The 22,400-nt window shown below is 64.9% G+C and carries 19 protein-coding genes; 14 read left to right on the forward strand and 5 right to left on the reverse strand.

Features of this window, described 5'->3' with window-relative positions:
• Positions 1-199 precede the first annotated feature (199 nt).
• The 4 genes from gatC to NRG74_RS11275 all read left to right on the forward strand — a co-directional run bounded on the left by gatC (position 200) and on the right by NRG74_RS11275 (position 3,898).
• Positions 200-487, forward strand: a complete 288-nt coding sequence (gatC, locus tag NRG74_RS11260; protein ID WP_017642385.1) for an Asp-tRNA(Asn)/Glu-tRNA(Gln) amidotransferase subunit GatC — start codon at positions 200-202, stop codon at positions 485-487.
• A gap of 8 nt (positions 488-495) precedes the next feature.
• Positions 496-1,947: an Asp-tRNA(Asn)/Glu-tRNA(Gln) amidotransferase subunit GatA gene (gene gatA, locus NRG74_RS11265; protein WP_160923723.1), complete on the forward strand. Its 1,452-nt coding sequence runs from the start codon at positions 496-498 to the stop codon at positions 1,945-1,947.
• Between the two features lie 14 nt (positions 1,948-1,961).
• Positions 1,962-3,410 carry an Asp-tRNA(Asn)/Glu-tRNA(Gln) amidotransferase subunit GatB gene (gene gatB, locus NRG74_RS11270; RefSeq protein WP_017642387.1) on the forward strand — a complete coding sequence of 483 codons (1,449 nt, stop codon included), beginning with the start codon at positions 1,962-1,964 and terminating at the stop codon, positions 3,408-3,410.
• Positions 3,411-3,499: 89 nt separating this feature from the next.
• Positions 3,500-3,898 (forward strand): septal ring lytic transglycosylase RlpA family protein, encoded by a 399-nt coding sequence (locus NRG74_RS11275; RefSeq protein ID WP_017642388.1) that lies wholly within the window; start codon positions 3,500-3,502, stop codon positions 3,896-3,898.
• A gap of 389 nt (positions 3,899-4,287) precedes the next feature.
• On the opposite strand, the gene kdgD is transcribed toward NRG74_RS11275, so the two are convergent.
• The 5 genes from kdgD to NRG74_RS11300 all read right to left on the reverse strand — a co-directional run bounded on the left by kdgD (position 4,288) and on the right by NRG74_RS11300 (position 9,861).
• Complete coding sequence (gene kdgD / locus NRG74_RS11280) at positions 4,288-5,199, reverse strand: 5-dehydro-4-deoxyglucarate dehydratase (protein ID WP_017642389.1); 912 nt, start codon at positions 5,197-5,199, stop codon at positions 4,288-4,290.
• A gap of 133 nt (positions 5,200-5,332) precedes the next feature.
• On the reverse strand, positions 5,333-6,085 hold the full coding sequence (locus NRG74_RS11285) for a FadR/GntR family transcriptional regulator (RefSeq protein ID WP_026083998.1): 753 nt from the start codon (positions 6,083-6,085) through the stop codon (positions 5,333-5,335).
• Positions 6,086-6,168: 83 nt separating this feature from the next.
• The gene (locus NRG74_RS11290; protein WP_257706531.1) at positions 6,169-7,902 is read right to left on the reverse strand and encodes an ABC transporter ATP-binding protein/permease; all 1,734 of its coding nucleotides are present in this window, start codon (positions 7,900-7,902) and stop codon (positions 6,169-6,171) included.
• A 122-nt stretch (positions 7,903-8,024) separates the two neighbouring features.
• The gene (locus tag NRG74_RS11295; protein WP_017642392.1) at positions 8,025-8,585 is read right to left on the reverse strand and encodes a response regulator transcription factor; all 561 of its coding nucleotides are present in this window, start codon (positions 8,583-8,585) and stop codon (positions 8,025-8,027) included.
• Positions 8,586-8,601: 16 nt separating this feature from the next.
• Positions 8,602-9,861, reverse strand: coding sequence for an ATP-binding protein (locus tag NRG74_RS11300; RefSeq protein WP_257706532.1), 1,260 nt, complete (start codon positions 9,859-9,861; stop codon positions 8,602-8,604).
• 178 nt (positions 9,862-10,039) lie between these two features.
• On the opposite strand from NRG74_RS11300, the gene NRG74_RS11305 reads away from it, so the two are divergent.
• From NRG74_RS11305 to NRG74_RS11350, 10 genes are all read left to right on the forward strand, one after another.
• Positions 10,040-10,747 carry an SIMPL domain-containing protein gene (locus tag NRG74_RS11305; RefSeq protein ID WP_064307242.1) on the forward strand — a complete coding sequence of 236 codons (708 nt, stop codon included), beginning with the start codon at positions 10,040-10,042 and terminating at the stop codon, positions 10,745-10,747.
• A 246-nt stretch (positions 10,748-10,993) separates the two neighbouring features.
• Positions 10,994-12,592, forward strand: coding sequence for an ABC transporter substrate-binding protein (locus NRG74_RS11310; RefSeq protein ID WP_257706533.1), 1,599 nt, complete (start codon positions 10,994-10,996; stop codon positions 12,590-12,592).
• Between the two features lie 70 nt (positions 12,593-12,662).
• Positions 12,663-14,261 (forward strand): ABC transporter substrate-binding protein, encoded by a 1,599-nt coding sequence (locus NRG74_RS11315; protein WP_257706534.1) that lies wholly within the window; start codon positions 12,663-12,665, stop codon positions 14,259-14,261.
• Positions 14,262-14,298: 37 nt separating this feature from the next.
• Positions 14,299-15,891, forward strand: a complete 1,593-nt coding sequence (locus NRG74_RS11320; RefSeq protein ID WP_257706535.1) for an ABC transporter substrate-binding protein — start codon at positions 14,299-14,301, stop codon at positions 15,889-15,891.
• Positions 15,892-16,036: 145 nt separating this feature from the next.
• Positions 16,037-17,455: an OprD family outer membrane porin gene (locus NRG74_RS11325; protein ID WP_017642398.1), complete on the forward strand. Its 1,419-nt coding sequence runs from the start codon at positions 16,037-16,039 to the stop codon at positions 17,453-17,455.
• A 360-nt stretch (positions 17,456-17,815) separates the two neighbouring features.
• Positions 17,816-18,826, forward strand: a complete 1,011-nt coding sequence (locus tag NRG74_RS11330; RefSeq protein WP_017642399.1) for an ABC transporter permease subunit — start codon at positions 17,816-17,818, stop codon at positions 18,824-18,826.
• A 22-nt stretch (positions 18,827-18,848) separates the two neighbouring features.
• Positions 18,849-19,760: an ABC transporter permease subunit gene (locus NRG74_RS11335; protein WP_027602553.1), complete on the forward strand. Its 912-nt coding sequence runs from the start codon at positions 18,849-18,851 to the stop codon at positions 19,758-19,760.
• A complete protein-coding gene (locus NRG74_RS11340; RefSeq protein ID WP_017642401.1) occupies positions 19,757-20,788 on the forward strand; it encodes an ABC transporter ATP-binding protein in 1,032 nt (343 codons plus the stop codon). Before NRG74_RS11335 ends, NRG74_RS11340 begins: the two co-directional genes overlap by 4 nt.
• Complete coding sequence (locus tag NRG74_RS11345; RefSeq protein ID WP_257706536.1) at positions 20,775-21,800, forward strand: peptide ABC transporter ATP-binding protein; 1,026 nt, start codon at positions 20,775-20,777, stop codon at positions 21,798-21,800. The genes NRG74_RS11340 and NRG74_RS11345 overlap by 14 nt, the downstream gene beginning before the upstream one ends.
• Positions 21,801-21,891: 91 nt before the next feature.
• On the forward strand, positions 21,892-22,311 hold the full coding sequence (locus NRG74_RS11350) for a GNAT family acetyltransferase (protein WP_257706537.1): 420 nt from the start codon (positions 21,892-21,894) through the stop codon (positions 22,309-22,311).
• Positions 22,312-22,400: the final 89 nt, after the last annotated feature.

Here is a 22,400-nt window from a genome sequence, read left to right on the forward strand (position 1 = left end):
GACAGGACAAACGTGCGGGTAAAAAAGTGCGGCAGACTCTAACAATCGCAGGGATTTAGGGCAAGGCGCCGATATGCTAGATTGAGAGCTTTTCCGGGCCGTTAAGCCCCTGTTCAACGCGGCGCCCGACCCGCCCAGCCCGTCTCCAGCATACGCGGCCGCCAACCGGGTCACGCCGCCTTCCTGCTTGGAGAAGCCGATGGCGCTCGAACGCACCGACGTCGAAAAGATCGCTCACCTGGCCCGTCTGGGTCTCGATGAAGCGGATCTCGCCGCTACCACCGCTACCCTCAACGACATCCTCGGCCTCGTCGACCAGATGCAGGCCGTGGACACCACGGGTATCGATCCCCTCGCCCACCCGCTGGAAGCCACCCAGCGGCTGCGCCCCGACCAGGCCACCGAAGGCGACCGGCGCGCGGCCTACCAGGCCATCGCCCCGGCGGTGGAAGCCGGCCTGTACCTGGTCCCCAAGGTGATCGAGTGAGACACGACATGCATCAGCTGACCCTGACCGAGATCGCCGCCGCCCTGGCCGCGAAGGATTTTTCCGCCGAGGAATTGACCCGCGGCCTGCTGCAGCGGATCGAGCAGCTCGATCCCCAGCTCAACAGCTTCATCACCGTGACCGCCGATGCGGCCCTGGCCCAGGCCCGCGCCGCCGACGCCCGCCGCGCCGCGGGCGAGACCGGCGCCCTGCTCGGTGCGCCCCTCGCCCACAAGGATCTATTCTGCACTCAGGGGGTGCTCACCAGCTGCGGCTCGAAGATCCTCACCGGCTTCAAGGCGCCCTATGACGCCACCGTGGTGGAGCGGCTGGCCGCGGCCGGTACCGTTTCCCTCGGAAAGCTGAATATGGACGAATTCGCCATGGGTTCGGCCAACGAATCCAGCCACTACGGCCCGGTGAAGAATCCCTGGGACCTCACCCGCGTCCCGGGTGGCTCCTCCGGCGGTTCCGCCGCGGCCGTGGCCGCGCGCCTGCTGCCGGCTGCCACCGGCACCGACACCGGCGGCTCGATCCGCCAGCCGGCGGCCCTGACCAACCTCACCGGCATCAAGCCCACCTATGGCCGCGTCTCGCGCTGGGGCATGATCGCCTACGCCTCCAGTCTCGACCAGGGCGGCCCCCTGGCCCGCACCGCCGAGGATTGCGCCCTGCTGCTGCAGGCCATGGCCGGTTTCGATCCCAAGGACTCCACCAGCGTCGACCAGCCGGTGGACGACTACCGCGCCGCCCTGCAGCAGCCGCTGACCGGCCTGCGCATCGGCCTGCCGCGGGAGTACTTCGGCGCCGGGCTGGATGCCCGCATCGGTGACAAGGTGCTGGCCGTGGTCGAGGCGCTGAAAAAGCTCGGCGCCACCGTCAAGGACATCTCCCTGCCCACGCTGCAGCACGCGATTCCGGCTTACTACGTCATCGCCCCGGCCGAGGCCAGCTCCAACCTGTCGCGCTTCGACGGTGTGCGCTTCGGCTATCGCTGCGAGAACCCGGTCAACCTGGAGGATCTCTACAAGAGGTCCCGTGGTGAAGGCTTCGGCGCCGAGGTGAAGCGGCGCATCATGGTCGGCACCTATGCCCTGTCGGCCGGCTACTACGACGCCTACTACCTCAAGGCCCAGCGCATCCGCCGGCTGATCAAGAACGACTTCGTCGCGGCTTTCGCCGAGGTCGACGTCATCCTCGGCCCGACCACGCCGAACCTGGCCTGGAAACTCGGCGAGAAGAGCAACGATCCGGTCTCCGCCTACCTCGAAGACCTCTACACCATCGCCGCCAACCTCGCCGGCATTCCCGGCCTGTCGATGCCGGCCGGCTTCGTCGACGGCCTGCCGGTGGGCGTGCAACTGCTCGGCAACTATTTCCAGGAAGGCCGTCTGCTCAACGTCGCCCACCAGTACCAGCAGGTCAGCGACTGGCATCGCCAGGCGCCGAGCGGCTTCTGAGGAAGGATAGAGACATGCAATGGGAAACCGTGATCGGGCTTGAGATCCACGCTCAGCTCAGCACTCAATCGAAGATTTTCTCCGGCAGCGCCACCAGCTTCGGCGCCGAGCCCAACGCCCACGCCAGCCTGGTCGACCTCGGCATGCCTGGCACCCTGCCGGTGCTCAACGCCGAGGCCGTGCGCATGGCCTGCAAGTTCGGCCTGGCCATCGATGCCGAGATCGCCGAGCGCAACGTCTTCGCGCGCAAGAACTACTTCTACCCGGACCTGCCCAAGGGCTACCAGACCAGCCAGATGGATCATCCCATCGTTGGCAAGGGCCACCTGGACATCACCCTGGAAGATGGCACCGTCAAGCGCATCGGCATCACCCGAGCGCATCTGGAAGAAGACGCCGGCAAGAGCCTGCACGAAGACTTCCACGGCATGAGCGGCATCGACCTGAACCGCGCCGGTACGCCGCTCTTGGAGATCGTTTCCGAGCCGGACATCCGCAGCGCCAAGGAAGCCGTGGCCTATGTGAAAGCCATCCATGCCCTGGTGCGCTACCTGGGCATCTGCGACGGCAACATGGCCGAAGGCTCGCTGCGTTGCGACTGCAACGTCTCGGTGCGCCCCAAGGGTCAGGAAGCCTTCGGCACCCGTGCCGAGATCAAGAACGTCAACTCCTTCCGCTTCATCGAAAAGGCCATCAACCACGAGGTGCAGCGCCAGATCGAACTGATCGAGGACGGTGGCAAGGTGGTGCAGGAAACCCGCCTGTACGACCCCAACAAGGACGAGACCCGCTCCATGCGGAGCAAGGAAGAAGCCAACGACTACCGTTACTTCCCCTGTCCCGATCTCTTGCCGGTGGTGATCGAGCCGGCCTTCCTGGCCGAGGTGCGCAGCCAGCTGCCCGAGCTGCCGACCGAGAAGCGTGATCGCTTCCAGAACGAATACGGCCTGTCGGTCTATGACGCTAGCGTGCTGTCCGCCAGCCGTGAGTTGGCCGACTACTTCGAGGAGGTCCAGCGGGTGAGCGGCGATGCCAAGCTGGCCGCCAACTGGGTGATGGGCGACCTGTCCAGCCTGCTCAACAAGCAGGACCTGGAGATCGGCCAGGCACCGGTGAGCGCGGCCCAGCTGGGCGGCCTGATCCTGCGCATCAAGGACGACACCATCTCCGGCAAGATCGCCAAGATGGTGTTCGAAGCCCTGGCCGCCGGCGAAGGCGCCAGCGCCGATGCCATCATCGAAGCCAAGGGCCTCAAGCAGGTCACCGACAGCGGCGCCATCGAGGCCATGCTGGACGAGGTCCTGGCGGCCAACGCCGCCCAGGTCGAGCAATACCGCGCCAGCGACGAAGCCAAGCGCGGCAAGATGTTCGGCTTCTTCGTCGGCCAGGCGATGAAGGCTTCCAAGGGCAAGGCCAACCCCGGCCAGGTCAACCAGTTGCTCAAGCAGAAACTGGAAGGCTGACGGCAGTCGCACGGGGTTACGGACCTGGGCTGACAGTCTCGGTCCGACCCCTTAAGCTGCTGCCGGTCGTTTTGCCAGGAGGCATCGAGATGCATCGGATCCACCGTGCCGGACTGCTGTCGCTGGTCCTGCTGTTCGCTGGTTGCGCCAGTCATGAGAGCTTCCCGCCACCGCTATCCTCCAGCGCGGCCCATGACTATCAGGACACCGGCATGGCGTCCTTCTACTCCAAGTGGCACGCCGGTCGCCGCACCGCCAGCGGCGAGAAGTACGATCCCAACGCCTTGACCGCGGCCCACCGCACCCTGCCCTTCGGCACCCGGGTCCAGGTCACCAATCTGGCCAACGGTCGCAGCGTAGTGGTCCGCATCAATGATCGCGGCCCGACGGTGCGTCGCCGGGTGATCGACCTGTCACGCAGTGCGGCCGATCGCCTCGACATGGTGGCCGATGGCACCTCCAAGGTCAGCATCCGCAGCCTGGACTGACCATTGCGCTAGGCTCGACAGGCCGGGTAGCCCGGCCACCGCATGCTGCACGTCGAAGCGCCTCTTGGCATGGCGGAATCCTCACGGCTGCGCCGACCTGATTGCCTGGGCCAGGGCGGCACGCACAGGCGGCGTGGCAAGTGCCAGACACAACAGGGCCGCGCCCATGGCGGGATTCTCTGGCTGCACCTTGCACGGATGGGCAGGTGCCGCCCTACCCTTTCCAGGATCGGGGCGTGGTGGGTAATCCAGCGTGGCACCCACACCCTAACGCCCCTTAAACCCCGCCGCATTCAGGTAAAGCGGACAAAAAAGCCCGCGACCAAGCGACTGGACGCGGGTTGTGCAACAGGAAGAGAGGCCGTGAGGCCGCTCTTGGATAACCGTGGTTACTGCGGACCGAGCTTGTCCATCAGTGCCGCCAGTTGCTCGTATTCGTCCTGCTTGAGATCGGTCAGCGGGGTACGCACGGGACCGGCGTCGTAGCCAGCGATCTTGGCGCCCGCCTTGACGATGCTGACGGCATAGCCGGCGCAACGGTTGCGGATTTCCAGGTACGGCAGGAAGAAGTCGTCGATCAGCTTGCCGACCGCCTCATGATCGTCACGGGCGATGGCTTCGTAGAATTGCACGGCGGTCTTGGGGACGAAGTTGAACACGGCCGAGGAATAGACCGGCACGCCCAGCGCCTTGTAGGCGGCGGCATAGACTTCCGCGGTGGGCAGGCCACCCAGGTAGCTGAAGCGATCACCGAGGCGGCGGCGGATGGCGACCATCAGCTCGATGTCGCCCAGGCCGTCCTTGTAGCCGATCAGGTTCGGGCAGCGCTCGGCCAGCTGCTCCAGATGGTGCGGCTGCAGGCGGCAGACGTTGCGGTTGTAGACCACCACACCGATCTTGACCGACTTGCAGACGGCTTCGACATGGGCGGCCACACCGTCCTGGCTGGCTTCGGTCAGGTAGTGCGGCAGCAGCAGCAGACCCTTGGCGCCCAGACGTTCGGCTTCCTGGGCGTAGGCGATGGCCTGGCGGGTGGAGCCACCGACACCGGCGAGGATCGGTACGCTGCCCTGGCACGTATCCACGGCGGTCTTGATGATGCCGCTGTATTCACTGGCTTCCAGGGAAAAGAATTCACCGGTGCCGCCGGCGGCGAACAGCGCGGTCGCGCCATAGGGGGCCAGCCACTCCAGGCGCTTGGCATAGGTGTCGGGACGGAAGTCGCCGTTGGCATCGAAGTCGGTCAGCGGGAAGGACAGCAGACCGGAAGAGAGGACGTGTTTGAGTTCTTGTGGAGTCATCTTGAGTGCCTCGGCATAGGTTGGACTAAGGTGCGGCAGGTCCGCTACCTGTTGTAAGTCATCGTACAACCTCTTTTATGGAAGGGGCAAGCCCCAACCAGAAAAATGCCCCTTAAGACGCTCCAGCCCTGTTTCAGACCTCTTCCGCCTGACGCTCCATTTCTTCGTGAGCGCGTCTCAGACGCTCGCGACTGTTGCTCAGGTGCAGTCGCATGGCGGCGCGAGCCGCTTCCAAGTTGCCGTCTTCGATGGCCTGGACGATGGCTTCGTGCTCCGCATCCAGACGACGCTGGTAGAGCTGCTGGTCATCGTGGGCGAGATAGGCGGAATTGAGGCGGGTCCGGGGAATCAGCACCGTGCCCAGGTAGCTCATGATGTCGCTGAAATAGCGATTGCCGGTCGAGCTGGCGATCAGCAGGTGCAGCTCCAGGTCGGCGCTCACCGCGCGATCAGGCTCTTCGACGCCGGTGCGCATGGCTTCCAGCAATGCCCACATGGCCTGCAGTTGCTCGGCCGAGCGGCGCTGGGCGGCCAGACCGGCGGCTTCGACTTCCAGGCTGATGCGCAATTCGAGCATCGCCAGCACGTCCTTGAGGGTGGTGATGGTGGCTGGATCGATCGGCAGCGGCGACTCGGGGCGCCGCTCCAGCACGAAGGTGCCGATGCCGTGGCGAGTCTCCACATAGCCACCGGCCTGCAGTCGGGAAATGGCCTCGCGCACCACGGTGCGGCTCACGCCCTGGGCCTGCATGATGGCCGACTCAGTGGGAAGCTTGTCGCCGGGCTGGAACTGGCCATCGCCGATCTGCTGAATCAGCACCCCGACGACCTCTTCTGCCAGGCTACGGGGTCTTTTTCGGGGGCGGGATACGGTGGGTGCTGACATGGATTTTCGTACCAATTGAAGTAACTCCGGAATCATAGCACCCACCTTCCCCAAAACGCCCGATTTAGACCGCTTAGTCCATATCAAGGCACTTCGCCAACCGCTCTAGGACGCAGTTCTTGTCCCTCCAGCAGCAGGTGGCGGCGGTGGTAGGCGCGCAGACTCGGACGATGGCCGACGCTGACCAGGGTAAGGCCGGGATTCTCGCTCAGCAGGCGTTCGTAAAGGGCGCGTTCGTCCGCTTCGCTCAATGCCGAGCTGGCTTCATCGAGGAACAGCCAGTCAGGGGCATAGAGCAGCGCCCGCGCCAGGGCCACGCGCTGCTGCTCGCCCGGCGACAGGGTGCGCTCCCAATGACGGGCTTCGTCCAGGTGCTCGCGCAGGTGATCGAGGCGGCATTGATGCAGCACCTCGGCCAGGCGCTCGTCGGAATAGGCATCCGCCGGCTGCGGATAGGCCAGGGCTTCACGCAGGGTGCCGATGGGCAGATAGGGTTGCTGCGGCAGGAACAGCTGACGCCCCGGCGGTACGGCGATACCGCCCTGCCCTTGCCGCCAGAGTCCGGCCAGGGCGCGCAGCAGGGTGCTCTTGCCGCTGCCCGAGGCGCCTTCGATCAGCAGGTGCTCACCACGGGCGATGCGCAGATCGGTGGGGTGCAGCAGCAACCGGCCGGCGGCCCCCAGGGAAAGCCCTTCCAAAACCAGGTCGCTGTCACTGGCATGGGGCACCAGGATATCGGTCTCCTGGCTGAATTCGGCCATGGCCTCGCGGAACGTCAGCAGACGGTCGGAGACGGCGCGCCAGCCGGCCAGGCTGACATAGGCGTCGACGAACCAGCTGAGGCTTTCCTGGACATTGCCGAAGGCCGAGTTGATCTGCATCAGATCGCCCAGCTGGATCTTGCCGGAGAAGTAACGCGGCGCCGCCAGGACGAAGCCGGCGATGATGGCGATCTGGCTGTAGCCGGCGGTGAAGAAGGTCAGTCGCTTGGTGTAGTTCATCACCAGGTGGTAGTTGCCCCAGACATAGCCGAAGCGCTCCAGCAGGCGCTGGTGCTCGTTGGCTTCACCGCGAAACAACGCCACGCTCTCGGCCTTTTCGCGGACGCGGATCAGGCCGAAGCGCAGGTCGGCCTCATAGCGCTGCTGCTGGTTATAGAGGCCGATCAGCCGACGGCCGATGAGGTGGGTCAGCCAGGTGCCGATGGTGGCGTAGATCAGCGCGGCCCAGAACATATAGGCCGGGATGGTAATGCCGAACAGGGTGATGTCGCCGGAGATGCCGAACAGGATGATGCTGAAGGACACCAAGCTGACCACGGTACGGATGAAGCCCAGGCCCAGACTCAGGGTGGTGTCGGCGAAGTCGCGGATGTCTTCGGTGAGGCGCTGGTCAGGGTTGTCGGCACCACCCTCGCGTTCCAGCTGATAGTAGTTGCGATCGGACAGCCAGAGGCCGAAGTGCTTTTCGGTCAGCCAGCGCCGCCAGTTGATGGTCAGCGCCTGGGTCAGGTACAGCCGGTACACCGCCAGCAGGATGGCGGTGGTAGCCAGGCCGCAGAAGTACAGCATCAGCCGGATGAAGGCGGCCAGATCGCGATTCTGCAGGGCATCGTAGAAGTAGCGATACCAGGTGTTCAGGGCCACCGACAGGCCGACCCCGGCCAGGGACAGGGCGATGACCACGGACAGTAGGAGCCAGGCCTTGCCCTTCTCTTCACTGCGCCAGTAGGGGGTGATCAGGGCCCAGACGCGGGCCAGGAAATGCCCACGGGAAGCCCCGTAGACGGAGGGCACGGGTACGGCGGATTCGGACATGCTCGGACTCTCAAGGACTGCTCAACGAGACGCCTGCACAGCCTATGCCGGAAAGCCTGAACGAATTCTGACTGAAACAATGTAACACTCATCGTCCATGGCCGGTGGACGATGAGGCTCGCTCAGCGGCGTACGGGGCGCTTCTGCAGCTTGCGCTGCAGGGTCCGGCGGTGCATGCCCAAGGCGCGGGCGGTCGCCGAGATGTTGCCTTCGTGCTCGGACAGTACCCGCTGGATGTGCTCCCACTGCAGGCGATCCACCGACATGGGATTGTCTGGTACCAGGGTGTCGAGATCGGCGTGCTGGGCGAGCAGGGCAGCCAGGACGTCGTCGGCATCAGCCGGCTTGCACAGGTAGTTGGTGGCGCCGCGCTTGATGGCTTCCACGGCGGTGGCGATGCTGGAATAGCCGGTCAGCAAGACCACGCGCATGTCCGGATGCAATTCCAGCAGCTTGGGCAGCAGTACCAGGCCCGAGTCGCCTTCCATCTTCAGGTCGACCACGGCGTAGTCCGGCAGGTCGTCCTTGGCCAGCTGCAGGCCTTCTTCGGCGCTGTCGGCGATGGACACGCGCAGGCCGCGACGGTCCATGGCGCGGGCCATTACCCGGGTAAAGGTAGGGTCGTCGTCGACCAGCAGGATATGGGGCTGGTCGTCGAAACCGCTGTTGAGGTCGTCAGTCATAGAATTCTCCAGGCATTCACGCCAGGGCGTAGTGCCGCGGCAGGCGCAATTCGGTCAGGGTGCCGCCTTCTTCGTGATTGTAGAGCTTCACCGTGCCACCGGCGCGGGTGACGCTGGCCTGGCTGAGGAACAGGCCCAGGCCGAAGCCCTTGCCCTTGGTGGTGAAGAAGGGCTTGCCCAGCTGCTCGGCGATGGCCAGAGGCACGCCGGCGCCATGGTCGCGGATCGACAGGCATAGCTCGCGGGCATCCCAGTGCAGACGGATGGCCAGGTTTTCCGGGCAGGCGTCGGCGGCATTGTTGAGTAGATTCAGCAGCGCCTGGGTAAGTTCGACCGGCGGCGTCAGCCGCGGCGGCGTGCCCAGACTGACCACCTCGAAACTGTAGCTGGCTTCCGGGCGCATCAGGTGCCAGCGATCCATGGTCGCCTCCAGCCACTCCACGGCGGTCTGTTCCTGCACCGTCTGCCGGCGGTCGGCCTCGGCGGCGCGCACCAGTTGCTGCAGGGTCTGCTTGCACTGGCCGACCTGCGCCTGCAACAGCTTGAGGTCCTCGCTCAGGGTCGGCTGATTGGCATGCTCCTGCTGCAATTCCTTGAGCAGCACGCTCATGGTGGACAGCGGCGTGCTCAGTTCGTGGGCAGCGCCCGCGGCCTGGGTGGCCACCGCCAGCAGTTGCTGGTCGCGCATGGCTTGCTCGCGGCGCTGGGCCTGCAGATTCTCCTGCTCGCGCAGGGCAGTGGCCATCCTCGCGACGAACAGGGTGATGACGGCGGCGGACAGGGCGAAGCTCAGCCACATGCCGTAGCTGAGCACCGCACCGTCGTTGGCCACCAGCAGATGCAGCGGCTCGTAGGAGAGCAGCATCAGCGAGAAGACCACCAGGGTCAGGGCCGCCAGCACCAGGGTGTAGAGCCAGGGCAGCGTGGCCGCGGCGATGGTCAGGGGCACCAGGTAATAGGAGGCGAAGGGGTTGGTCGGACCTCCGGCGAAATACAACAGGGCGCTGTGGATGGCCAGGTCGCAGCCCAGGTGCGCGGCATATTCCTGCTCGGTGACCGGCCAGGGGCGGGTCAGCCGCAGGGCGGCGAACAGGCAGAGCACCGCGGAGACGCCCAGGGTGATGGCCAGGGCCGTCCAGGGCAGCTGGACGATGCCCGACAGCCGGGCGATGCCGACCGAGCCGGCCTGGGCGGCCAGCACCAGCACGCGGATAAGCACCAGGCGCCCGAGATTCTGGCGATTGGCGGACAACCATTGAACGGGCAAGGAGAACATGCGAGGTTCCAGGCGCAAGAAACGATCGAGACGGCAGCCCCTGGCGGGCCTGCCCGTCAGAGCAGACTCGCCATTATAGCGAGAGCCGTTCGCCCTCAGCCGCCGACGCGGCAAAGCGACGCACCAACCGGCGGGTCTGAGGTCACACCGCTGTCGTACCGCCAATCAGGAGAACACCATGACCCCTTCCCTACGCCCGCTCGCGCTGGGCGCCGCCCTGTTCAGTGCCCTGCTCGCCACCGGCGCCCAGGCCGACGAACCGCGCTACAACCAGATCAGCCTGAGGGCCGAGGTCAGTCGTGAAGTGCCGCGCGACCGCATGCAGGTCATGCTCTATACCGAAAGCCAGGGCCAGGATCCCGCGGCCCTGGCCAGCGACACCACCAAGACCCTCAACGCGGCTCTGGAACAGGCACGCAAGGTCAAAGGCGTGGATGTCTCTCTGGGCAATCGCAACACCTATCCGGTCTACGAAGATCAGGGCCGGGCGATCAACGCCTGGCGCGAGCGCGGTGAACTGCGCCTGGAAAGCGCCGACTTCGCCGCCCTGTCCAAGTTGACCGGCGAACTGTTGGGCAGCCTGAAGATGGGCAATCTGCAATTCACCATCGCCGACGGCACCCGCAAGCAGCAGGAGGACGCCCTGTTCAAGGACGCCGTGGCCGCCTTCAAGGCACGCGCCCAGTTGGCCACCGAGGCCCTGGGTGGCTCGGGCTATCGCATCGTCAATCTGGACCTGGGCACCAGCGGTGTTCCCCAGCCGCTGCCGATGCTGCGCATGTCGGCGATGAAGGCCGCCAGTGATGCCGTGACCCCTGACGTCGCCCCGGGCACGACCACTGTCGAAGTGACGGCAGGCGGTACCATCGAAGTACAGATGCCCTGATCTAGTGCAGAAAAGTAACAATGCTGTCTCGGTGCGCACTTTTGGTGCGCACTGATTCCTAGTTGCGACACCTCGTCTTACATCTTTGCGACATCTGTTTTGTGTTTGGGTCACCTTGGGTCAATAGCTCGCCTGAGCTATGGACATGGGCATAAGCTGTGCATGTGGGCTCATTTGTCCACAAGACACCGGCATTCTGTTTCGCAACGCCACATCGTGTTGCGCCGTCCCCGACATGAGGTCTCCATGCACAAGAACGTACTCGCTGCCCTCTTCGCTTCCGGTCTGCTGGCCGGCGCACCCCTGGCCCAGGCGACCAACCTGGTGTTCTGCTCCGAAGGCAGCCCGGCCGGCTTCGATCCGGCGCAATACACCACCGGCACGGACTTCGATGCGTCGGCGGAAACCATCTTCAACAAGCTGACCCAGTTCGAGCGCGGCGGCACCCAGGTCAAGCCGGGTCTGGCGGAAAGCTGGGACATCAGCGAAGACGGCAAGGTCTACACCTTCCATCTGCGCAAGGGCGTGAAATTCCACACCACGGACTACTTCAAGCCGACCCGCGAGTTCAATGCCGATGACGTGCTGTTCACCTTCCAGCGCATGCTGGACAAGAACAATACGTTCCGTAAGGCTTACCCCACCGAATTCCCCTACTTCACCGACATGGGCCTCGACCAGAACATCGCCAAGGTGGAAAAGGTCGACGACCACACGGTGCGCATGACCCTCAACGAAGTGGATGCCGCCTTCCTGCAGAATCTGGCAATGCCCTTCCCGTCGATCCAGTCGGCCGAGTACGCCGACAAGCTGCTCAAGGCCGGCAAGGCGGCCGAGATCAACCAGAAGCCTATCGGCACCGGCCCCTTCGTCTTCAGCCGCTACCAGAAGGATGCGGTGATCCGCTACAAGGCCAATCCGGACTACTGGGACAAGGTCGATGGTCCCAAAGTGGACAACCTGATCTTCTCCATCAACACCGATCCTTCGGTGCGGATGCAGAAACTCAAGGCCGGTGAATGCCAGATCACTGTCTACCCGCGTCCGGCGGACCTGGATGGCCTGAAGAAGGATCCGAACCTTAAGCTGCCGTCGCAGCCAGGCTTCAACCTGGGCTATATCTCCTACAACGTCGAGCATGGCGAACTGATCAAGCTCAAGGTGCGCCAGGCCATGGACATGGCCGTCAACAAGGAGGCCATCATCAATGCCGTCTACCAGGGCGCTGGCCAGGTAGCCGTCAACAGCATGCCGCCGACCCAGTGGTCCTATGACAAGTCCATCAAGGACGCGCCCTACGATCCGGAAAAGGCCAAGGCCCTGCTCAAGGAAGCCGGCTTCAAGGAAGGCACCGAGCTCACCCTCTGGGCCATGCCGGTGCAGCGTCCCTACAACCCCAATGCGCGCCTGATGGCGGAAATGCTGCAGCAGGACTGGGCCAAGATCGGCGTCAAGACCAAGATCGTCAGCTACGAATGGGGCGAGTACATCAAGCGCTCCAAGAGCGGCGAGCAGGACATCATGCTGATCGGCTGGAGCGGCGACAACGGCGACCCGGACAACTGGCTGGCGACCCTCTTCGGCTGCAAGGCCATCGGTGGCAACAACTTCTCCCGCTGGTGCTACCAGCCGTTCGAGGACCTGGTGGTCAAGGCCAAGCGCGTGACCGACCAGGGCGAGCGCACCAAGCTCTACGAGCAGGCCCAGCAGGTGCTCAAGCAGCAGGTACCCATGACGCCCATCGCGCATTCCACGGTCTACATGCCGATGCGCAAGGAAGTCCAGGACTACAAGATCAGCCCCTTCGGGTTGAACGAGTTCTACGGCGTCAGCGTCAGCAAGTGAAGCCGCTTGGCCAGGGTCGGGAGCTAGACTCCCGGCCCTGGCCGTTCATTTGACTGATGGAGTGAGACCCATGCGCCTTCCCTACGCCTACTCGTTGCTGGCGGCGAGCCTGCTCGCCTGTGCTCCGCTCGCCCAGGCGGCGAGCAACCTCGTCTATTGCTCGGAGGCCAGCCCGGCCGGTTTCGATCCGGCGCAATACACCTCGGGCACCGAGTTCGATGCCTCGGCGGAAACGGTCTTCAACCGCCTGGTGCAGTTCCAGCGCGGCGGCACCACCCTGGAGCCGGGCCTGGCGACCCAATGGGACGTGAGCGCGGATGGCAAGACCTATACTTTCCACCTGCGCCAGGGCGTGAAATTCCATACCACCGACTACTTCAAGCCCACCCGCGACTTCACTGCCGACGACGTGGTCTTCACCTTCCAGCGCATGCTCGACAAGGAGCAGCCGTTCCGTAAGGCCTATCCCACGGAATTCCCCTACTTCACCGACATGGGTCTGGACCAGAACATCGCCAAGGTGGCCAAGGTCGATGACCACACCGTGGTCTTCACCCTGAACAAGGTGGACGCCGCCTTCGCCGCCGACCTGGCCATGAGCTTCGCCTCCATTCAATCGGCCGAGTACGCCGCGCAACTGCTCAAGGAAGGTAAGCCCGAGCTGCTCAACCAGCAGCCCATCGGCACCGGGCCCTTCGTCTTCAGCCGCTACCAGAAGGATGCGGTGATCCGCTTCAAGGGCAATCCAGACTACTGGAAGCCTGAGGACGTCAAGCTCGACAACCTGATCTTCGCCATCACCCCCGACGCCGCCACCCGCCTGCAGAAGCTCAAGGCCAACGAGTGCCAGGTCAGCGGCTATGCGCGCCCGGCGGATCTGGTGGAGATGAAGCAGGATCCTCATCTCAAGGTGCTGCAGCAGCCAGGTTTCAACGTCGGCTTCCTCGCCTACAACGTCCAGCACCCGCCGCTGGACAAGCCCGAGGTGCGGCGCGCGCTGGACATGGCCATCAACAAGCAGGCCATCGTCGATACCGTGTTCCAGGGGGCCGGCCAAGTCGCGCAGAACGTGATCCCGCCCAACCAGTGGTCCTACGACAAGCAGATCAAGGGCGCGCCCTATGATCCGACCAAGGCCCGCGCGCTGCTCAAGCAAGCCGGGATCAAGGACGGCACCGAGATCGCCCTCTGGGCCATGACCGTGCAGCGCTCTTCCAACCCCAACGCCCGCCAGTCGGCGCAGATGATCCAGCAGGACTGGGCCAAGGTAGGCATCAAGGCCAGGATCGTCAGCTACGAATGGGGCGAGTACATCAAGAGAGCCAAGGCCGGCGAACACGACGTCCTGACCTATGGCTGGACCGGCGACAACGGTGATCCAGACAACTGGCTGGGCGTGCTCTATGGCTGCAGCGCCATCGGCGGCAGCAACTATGCGCGCTGGTGCGACAAGGACTACGACGCCCTGATCCAGCAGGCCAAGACCAGCAATGATCGCGCCGAGCGCACCCGTCTCTACGAGCAGGCGCAACAGCTCATTCGCCAGCAGATGCCGGTGAGCCCCATGGCCCATTCGGTGGTGTCCCAGCCCATGCGCAAAGAGGTGCAGGGCTTCAAGATCAACCCCTTCGGCGTCACCGGTTTCTATGGCGTAAGCCTCGACCGCTGATCCTGTCCGGCCCGCGGGCCTTCACGAGGAGCCTTCCGTGTCCAAACCGCTATTCTCGCTGTCTCTCGCCGCCCTCCTCTGCCTGACGGCCAACGCCGCCCTGGCGCGGCCCCTGGTGGTCTGCACCGAGGCCAATCCGGAAGGCTTCGATCCAGGCCGCTACACCTCGGGCTACACCTTCAACGCCTCGGCCACGCCGCTGTACAACCGCCTGGTGGAATTCAAGCAGGGCACCGCCGAGCTGGAGCCGGGCCTGGCCGAAAGCTGGGAGGTCTCCGCTGATGGCCTGCAATACACCTTCGCCCTGCGCCAGGGGGTGAAATTCCACACCACCGATTACTTCAAGCCCAGCCGCGACTTCAACGCCGACGACGTGGTGTTCAGCTTCGAGCGCATGCTCGACAAGAACAATCCCTGGTACAACCTCTCCCCCAGCGGCTATCCCTATGCCGCGGCCATGGAGATGGGCACCCTGATCAAGTCCATCGACAAGGTGGACGACAGCCATGTGCGCTTCACCCTCAACCAGCCCGAGGCGCCCTTCCTCGCCGACCTGGCCATGGCCTTCGGCTCGATCCTGTCCAAGGAATACGCCGACAGCCTGCTGGCCAGCAAGAAGACCGACGACATCAACCAGAAGCCCATCGGCACCGGTCCCTTCGTCTTCCAGCGCTATGCCAAGGATTCCAATACCCGCTACAAGGTCAATCCGGACTACTTCGGCAAGAAGCCGCAGATGGATGGCCTGGTGCTGGCGGTGACCCTGGATCCCAATGTGCGCATCCAGCGGGTGCGCAACAACGAGTGCCAGATCGGCCTGACGGTCAAACCGCAGGACGTACCGATGCTCAAGCAGGACAAGAGCCTCAAGCTGGCCCAGGTGGAAAGCCAGACCACCTCCTTCCTGGCGATGAACACCAAGCACAAGGCGCTGAGCGACGTACGGGTCCGCCAGGCCATCGCCATGGCCTTCGATCAGCAGAACTACCTGAAGACGGTGTTCGGCGAAGGCGGTGCCAAGGCGGCGATCAACCCCTATCCCTCTTCGCTGCTGGGCTACGCCAAGGACATCAAGCCCTGGCCCCATGATGTGGAAAAAGCCAAGGCGCTGCTCAAGGAAGCCGGCTACGCCGACGGCCTCACCCTCAAGTACTACATCAGCACCGGCAGCGGCCCTGGCGGCAGTCCGGCCCTGGTGGCCCAGCTGATCCAGGGTGACCTGGCCAAGATCGGCATCAAGGCCGAAATCACCCAGTTCGAGTGGGGCGAATTCGTCAAGCGCACCAAGGCCGGCGAGCACGACCTGATGATGATGAGCTGGACCGGCGACAACGGCGATCCGGACAACTTCCTCACCACCAACCTGAGCTGCGCTGCGACTGAAAGTGGCGAGAACCGCGCTTTCTGGTGCGACAAGGCCTTCAACGATGCCATCGAAAAGGCCAAGCGCATCAACGACCCGGCCCAGCGTACCGCCCTTTACGAGCAGGCCCAGCAGATCTTCCACCAGCAGATGCCCTGGATTCCGCTGGCGCATCCGCTGTTCACCGATGTCCTGCAACCCAAGGTACAGGGCTATGTGCAGAGTCCGCTGGGGGTCTACGACTTCTCCACGGTGACCCTCGATTGATCGGCAGCTGATGCCGTAAGCGATCGGGCCCGGGCGGCCCGCCCCTCGACCTTTCCCGCCTCGCGCCGTGTTTCGGCGCGACGGGTTCGGTCGTACCGGAAAACGCCCAGATAACAGAAAAAACGACCGCTTTGGAGCACCTTCTATGACCAACGTCCACCGTGGAGGCCTCGCCCTCTCGCTACTCACCCTGGCCCTGACCGCCCACGCCCAGTCCCCGGCGCCGGAAGATCCCAGCTACGCCAACGAGGTCCAGACCCTGCCCAACGTGCAGAAGCCGGTGAAGGGCCAGGCAGGCGCCAAGGGCTTTTTCGCCGATGACAGCCTGACCCTGACCACGCGCAACTTCTTTGCCCGCGAGACCAGCTCCGATCCGGTCTTCAGCTACAGCAAGAACGGCACCCGGGTGCGCACCCACTCGCGCAATACCTGGGTCCAGGCCACGGCGCTCAAGTACAGCTCCGGCTACACCCAGGGTCCGGTGGGCTTCGGCATCGACGTGGCCGGCTACCAGGCCACCAACCTGGAGCGCGGCAAGGGCCAGATCGGTGGCGGCGGCAACCGCACCCTGGCCAACGCCGAGGGTGAGGGCCATGCCGAGTGGTCCAAGCTGGGCATCGCCGATGCACGCTTCCGCGTCTCCAACACCGAACTCAAGATCGGTCGTTTCATGCTCGACACCCCGGTGATCAGCTACAACGACAACCGGCCCTTCCCCTCCGGTTTCGACGGTTTCGCCCTGACCAGCGATGAATGGGACAACCTCTCGCTGCAGGGCGGCAGCTTCACCCGCGTCAGCCCGCGGACCGGCGCTGGCGATGAGAAGTGGACCACCGAGTACGGTACCCGCGAGGTCACCGCCGACCGCCTGAGCTTTCTGGGCGGCAACTACAAGCTGCCCCAGGGCTGGGAGGTCAGCGTCTATGGCGCCAACTTCGAAGACGTCTGGAACCAGTACTTCCTGAGCGTCACCCAGGCCGGCGGCAACCTCGACACCTTCGCCTGGAAGGCGGTGGCCAACGCCTATCGCACCGTCGACGCCGGCAGCGCCAAGGCCGGCGACATCGACAATACCGCCTGGAGCCTGGCGTTCACCGGCAGCCACCAGGCCCACAGCCTGACCCTGGCCTACCAGCAGATCGACGGCAACGAGTACTTCGACTACGCCCACGAGACCGCGGCCATCTACCTGGCCAACTCCCTGGTCTCGGACTACAACGGCCCCAACGAGAAGTCGCTGCAGATCCGCTACGAGACCGACTGGAGCTACTTCGGTGTGCCCGGTCTGAGCACCGGCGTCTGGTACGCCAAGGGCTGGGACATCGACGGTACCCACTACGACGCCGGCGCCGGCAAGTACGCCAACTATGCGGAGGTCCTGCAACAGGATGGCGAGAAGCACCGCGAGATCGGCCTGGTCACCACCTACAAGGTGCAACAGGGCACGCTCAAGGACAGTCGCTTCCGCCTGCTGCTGACCGATCACCGCGCCAGCCAGAATCAGGTCGACGGCAACGTCAAGGAGCTGCGCCTGGTCTCCACCTTGCCGTTCAACCTGCTGTGACGGCCATGCCCGGCAGATTTCTCGCGGCGCCCGGCATCTGGCGGGGATCGCGTCGCGAACACCGGCGAAGCCCCGGCCATGTCGAGGATATCGACGCCCGTGGCAACGTGGTAGTCTGCCGGGTTTGGAGCGCTGGCCCAGAGCGCTCTTCGAACCTACTCGTAGGATCGAACGAGCCTGCTGCCCGCAGGTGGCGTTCGGTACGGACCAGGATGGTCCCTTCAGGGATGAATCCAGACCCACAAGGTCTGAGAGTCAGAGCAAAAGCTCTTTAGCTTTTGCGCGGGCTCTCACTTAAAAACGCGGCCGGGCATGTACTCGCGCCGTCTTGATCAGCCTCAAGAGGAGATACCCCCTCCGATGCTCGCCTTCATCGCCCGTCGCTTCGGGCTGCTGATACCGACGTTCTTTGGCGTCACCCTGCTGACCTTCGCCCTGATCCGCCTCATCCCCGGCGATCCGGTGGAAGTCATGATGGGCGAACGCCGCGTCGATCCGCAGATGCACGCCGAAGCCATGCACCGCCTGGGCCTCGACAAGCCCCTGTACCAGCAGTATTTCGACTACATCGGCAATCTCGCCCAGGGCAACCTCGGCGAATCCCTGCGCAGTCGCGTCGGGGTCTGGGACGAATTCCTGACCCTATTCCCGGCCACCCTGGAACTCTCGGTGGCGGCCATGCTGTTCGCCACGGTCTTCGGCGTGCTGGCCGGCATCATCGCCGCGCTGAGGCGCGGCTCCACGGTGGACCACGGGGTGATGGGCGTGGCCCTGACCGGCTACTCCATGCCGATCTTCTGGTGGGGCCTGCTGCTGATCATGCTGTTCTCCGTGCAGCTCGGCTGGACCCCGGTTTCCGGTCGCCTGGACCTGCTCTACGACATCCCGCCGCGCACCGGCTTCATGCTCATCGACACCCTGCTCTCCGACGAGCCCGGCGCCTTCGTCGATGCCCTCAAGCACCTGATCCTGCCGGCCATCGTGGTGGGCACCATTCCCCTGGCGGTAATCGCCCGCATGACCCGCTCGGCCATGCTCGAGGTCCTGCGTGAGGACTATGTGCGCACCGCCCGCGCCAAGGGTCTGTCGCCAGGCCGAGTGGTCTTCGTCCACGCCCTACGCAACGCCCTGATCCCGGTACTGACGGTGCTCGGCCTGCAGGTCGGCAGCCTGCTCTCGGGCGCGGTGCTCACCGAGACCATCTTTTCCTGGCCCGGCATCGGCAAGTGGCTGATCGAGGCCATCGGCGCCCGGGACTACCCGGTGGTGCAGAACGGCATCCTGCTGATCGCCACCCTGGTCATCCTGGTCAATTTCGTCGTGGACATCCTCTACGGCCTGGTCAATCCGCGCATCCGCCACCAGCGTTGATGCGCCCATACGGACAGAGCCTATGACAACGGTAAACACCCCGGCCGCTCAAGACCCGAGCGCCCTCTATCCCTCTCCCTTCAAGGAGTTCTGGCACGCCTTCGCCCGCAACAAGGGCGCCCTCGGCGGGCTGATCTTCATGGTCATCGTGGTGTTCTGCGCGCTCTTCGCGCCCTGGGTCGCACCCCATGCGCCCAGCGAGCAGTTCCGCGACTTCATGCTCACCCCGCCGCTGTGGCTGGACGGTGGCAACAGCCAGTTCCCCCTGGGCACCGACGAGCTGGGGCGTGACCTGCTCAGCCGGCTGATCCACGGCGCCCGGCTGTCGCTGCTGATCGGCCTGGCCTCGGTGGTCTTCTCGCTGATCCCCGGCATCCTGCTTGGGCTGGTCGCCGGCTTCTCGCCCAACCGCGCCGGTCCGGTGATCATGCGCCTGATGGACATCATGCTGGCGCTGCCCTCGCTGCTGCTGGCCGTGGCCATCGTCGCCATCCTCGGCCCAGGCCTGATCAACACCGTGGTGGCCATCGCCATCGTCTCGCTGCCCTCCTATGTCCGCCTGACCCGCGCCGCGGTGATGGGCGAACTGCATCGCGACTACGTCACCGCCTCGCGGCTGGCCGGCGCCGGTACCCTGCGGCTGATGTTCGTCAGCGTGCTGCCCAACTGCATGGCGCCGCTGATCGTCCAGGCCACCCTGAGCTTTTCCTCGGCGATCCTCGATGCCGCCGCCCTGGGCTTCCTCGGCCTCGGCGTGCAGCCGCCCACCCCCGAGTGGGGCACCATGCTGGCCTCGGCCCGCGACTACATCGAGCGCGCCTGGTGGGTGGTGACCCTGCCGGGTCTCGCCATCCTCTTCACCGTGCTGGCCATCAACCTGATGGGCGACGGCCTGCGCGATGCCCTCGATCCGCGTCTGAAGGTGCAGTCATGAGCCTCCTCGAAATCCAGAACCTCTCGGTGCGCTTCGGCGGCACCGACGCCCCGCCGGTGGTGGAAGGCCTCGATCTCACGGTGGATCAGGGCGAGATCGTCGCTATCGTCGGTGAATCCGGCTCCGGCAAGTCGGTGACCATGATGGCCGTGATGGGCCTGATCGATCACCCCGGTCGCATCACCGCCGACCGCCTGGCCTTCGACGGTCAGGACCTGCTCAGCCTCAAGGGCCGCCGCCGGCGGCACCTGATCGGCAAGGAGCTGTCGATGGTCTTCCAGGACCCGATGACGGCGCTCAACCCCAGCTACACCGTGGGCTTCCAGCTGGAAGAGGTGATCCGCCAGCACCTGGGCCTCAAGGGTCGCGCCGCTCGCCAGCGCGCCCTGGAATTGCTGGAAAAGGTCGAGATCCCGGCCGCGGCCAGTCGCCTCGGCGCCTATCCGCACCAGCTGTCCGGCGGCATGAGCCAGCGCGTTGCCATCGCCATGGCCATCGCTGCCGAGCCGCGCCTGCTGATCGCTGACGAACCCACCACCGCCCTGGACGTGACCATCCAGGCGCAGATCATGGAACTGCTGGTCAACCTGCAGCGTGACGAGGGCATGGGGCTGATCCTCATCACCCACGACCTCGCCGTGGTGGCCGAGACCGCCCAGCGCGTGGTGGTGATGTATGCCGGCCAGGCGGTGGAGAAAGGCGTGGTGCCGACGCTGTTCGACGCCCCCGCCCATCCCTACACCGAAGCCCTGCTAGCGGCCATTCCCGAACACAGCCAGACCGACCGCCTGCACACCCTGCCCGGCATCGTCCCCGGTCGCTACGACCGGCCGGCCGGCTGCCTGCTCAGCCCGCGCTGCCCCTATGTGCAGCCGCGCTGCCAGGAGCGCCCGGCGCTGGAGCCCTACGATCGCGGGGCGGTGCGCTGCTTCTTCCCGCGCAACGTAGCGCCCGGCGAGGTGCCCGAGGTGCTGCCCGAACATCAACGTCCCAGCCAGTTGCCGGAGGATCGCCATGGCGCCGTCTGAAGCCACCGTCCTCGCCCGCTCCACCCCTGCGGAGCAGGCGCCCGAGCACCTCGTGCTCGAAGCCAAGGGCCTGACCCAGCACTATCAAATCTCCCGCGGCCTGTTCAAGGACAACGCCACGGTCAAGGCGCTCAACGGCGTCTCCTTCGACCTCCAGGCCGGGCGCACCCTGGCCGTGGTGGGTGAGTCCGGTTGCGGCAAGTCGACCCTGGCCCGTGCTCTGACCCTGATCGAGCAGCCCACTACCGGCAGCCTGGTCATTGGTGGTCAGGACGTCGCCAAGGCCGATGCCGCCCGCCGCAAGGAGCTGCGCCGCGAGGTGCAGATGGTGTTCCAGAATCCCTATGCCTCGCTCAATCCGCGGCGCAAGATCGGCGATCAGCTGGCCGAACCGCTGCAGATCAACACCAGCCTCTCGCGCGCTGAAAGACGCGAGAAGGTCCAGGCGATGATGCAGCAGGTGGGCTTGCGGCCGGAGCACTACCAGCGCTATCCGCACATGTTCTCCGGCGGCCAGCGCCAGCGCATCGCCGTGGCTCGCGCCATGATGCTGCAGCCTAAGGTGCTGGTGGCGGACGAGCCGACCTCGGCGCTGGACGTCTCCATCCAGGCGCAGGTGCTCAATCTGTTCATGGATCTGCAGCAGCAGTACCGGACCGCCTATGTGTTCATCTCCCACAACCTCTCGGTGGTGCGCCATATCGCCGACGAGGTGATGGTGATGTACCTGGGCTGCATCGTCGAAAAGACCAGTCGCGACCTGCTGTTCGAGCGGCCCCTGCATCCCTATACCCAGATGCTGCTGTCGGCCACCCCGAGCCTGCACCCGGATCCGAGCAAGCCGCGCATCCGCATCCAGGGCGAACTGCCCAACCCGCTGGATCCGCCACCCGGTTGCGTCTTCCACCGTCGCTGCCCCTATGCGACGGAGAAGTGCAAGACCGAGGTGCCGGCGCTGCGCAACGTGGAAGCCCGCCAAGTGGCCTGCCACTATGCGGAGAACTTTCTCTAGCTGGAAAAGCTGATCGCGGCCATGGGCCGCTCCTACAGGGTGTACCGTAACCTGTAGGAGCAACCCATGGCCGCGATGGAGATTCCGCCCCATGCACATCCGCCCCTTCCAGCCCGCCGACACCGAGGCCGTGGTCAACCTCTGGCAGTCCTGCGGTCTGACCCGCCCCTGGAACGATCCCTACCGCGACATCCAGCGCAAGCTTGCCGAGCAACCCGAGTTGTTCCTGGTGGGCGAGGTGGACGGCATCCTCATGGCCAGCGTCATGGTCGGCACCGACGGCCATCGTGGCTGGCTCTATTACCTGGCGGTGGCACCGGAGCATCAGCGGCGTGGCCACGCCCGGCGGCTGGTGGCGACTGCCGAACAGCTGCTGAGCGAACGCGGCTGCCCCAAGCTGCAGCTGATGGTGCGGCGGGACAATGCGGCGATCATCGGCTTCTATGCGGCCTTAGGTTATGTAGAAGCCGAGGTCATCACCCTGGGCAAGCGGCTGATCGCCGACGATTAGGGTGGAAGGTGGCGAAGCCCTGTTCGCTGGCGATACTCGACGCCCAGTGGAAAACGCCCAGCGGTTATCCACGCTATCGACTGACAGCG

The sequence above is a fragment of the Pseudomonas oryzihabitans genome (genome assembly GCF_024652905.1).
Taxonomy (GTDB): Bacteria; Pseudomonadota; Gammaproteobacteria; order Pseudomonadales; family Pseudomonadaceae; genus Chryseomonas; species Chryseomonas benzopyrenica.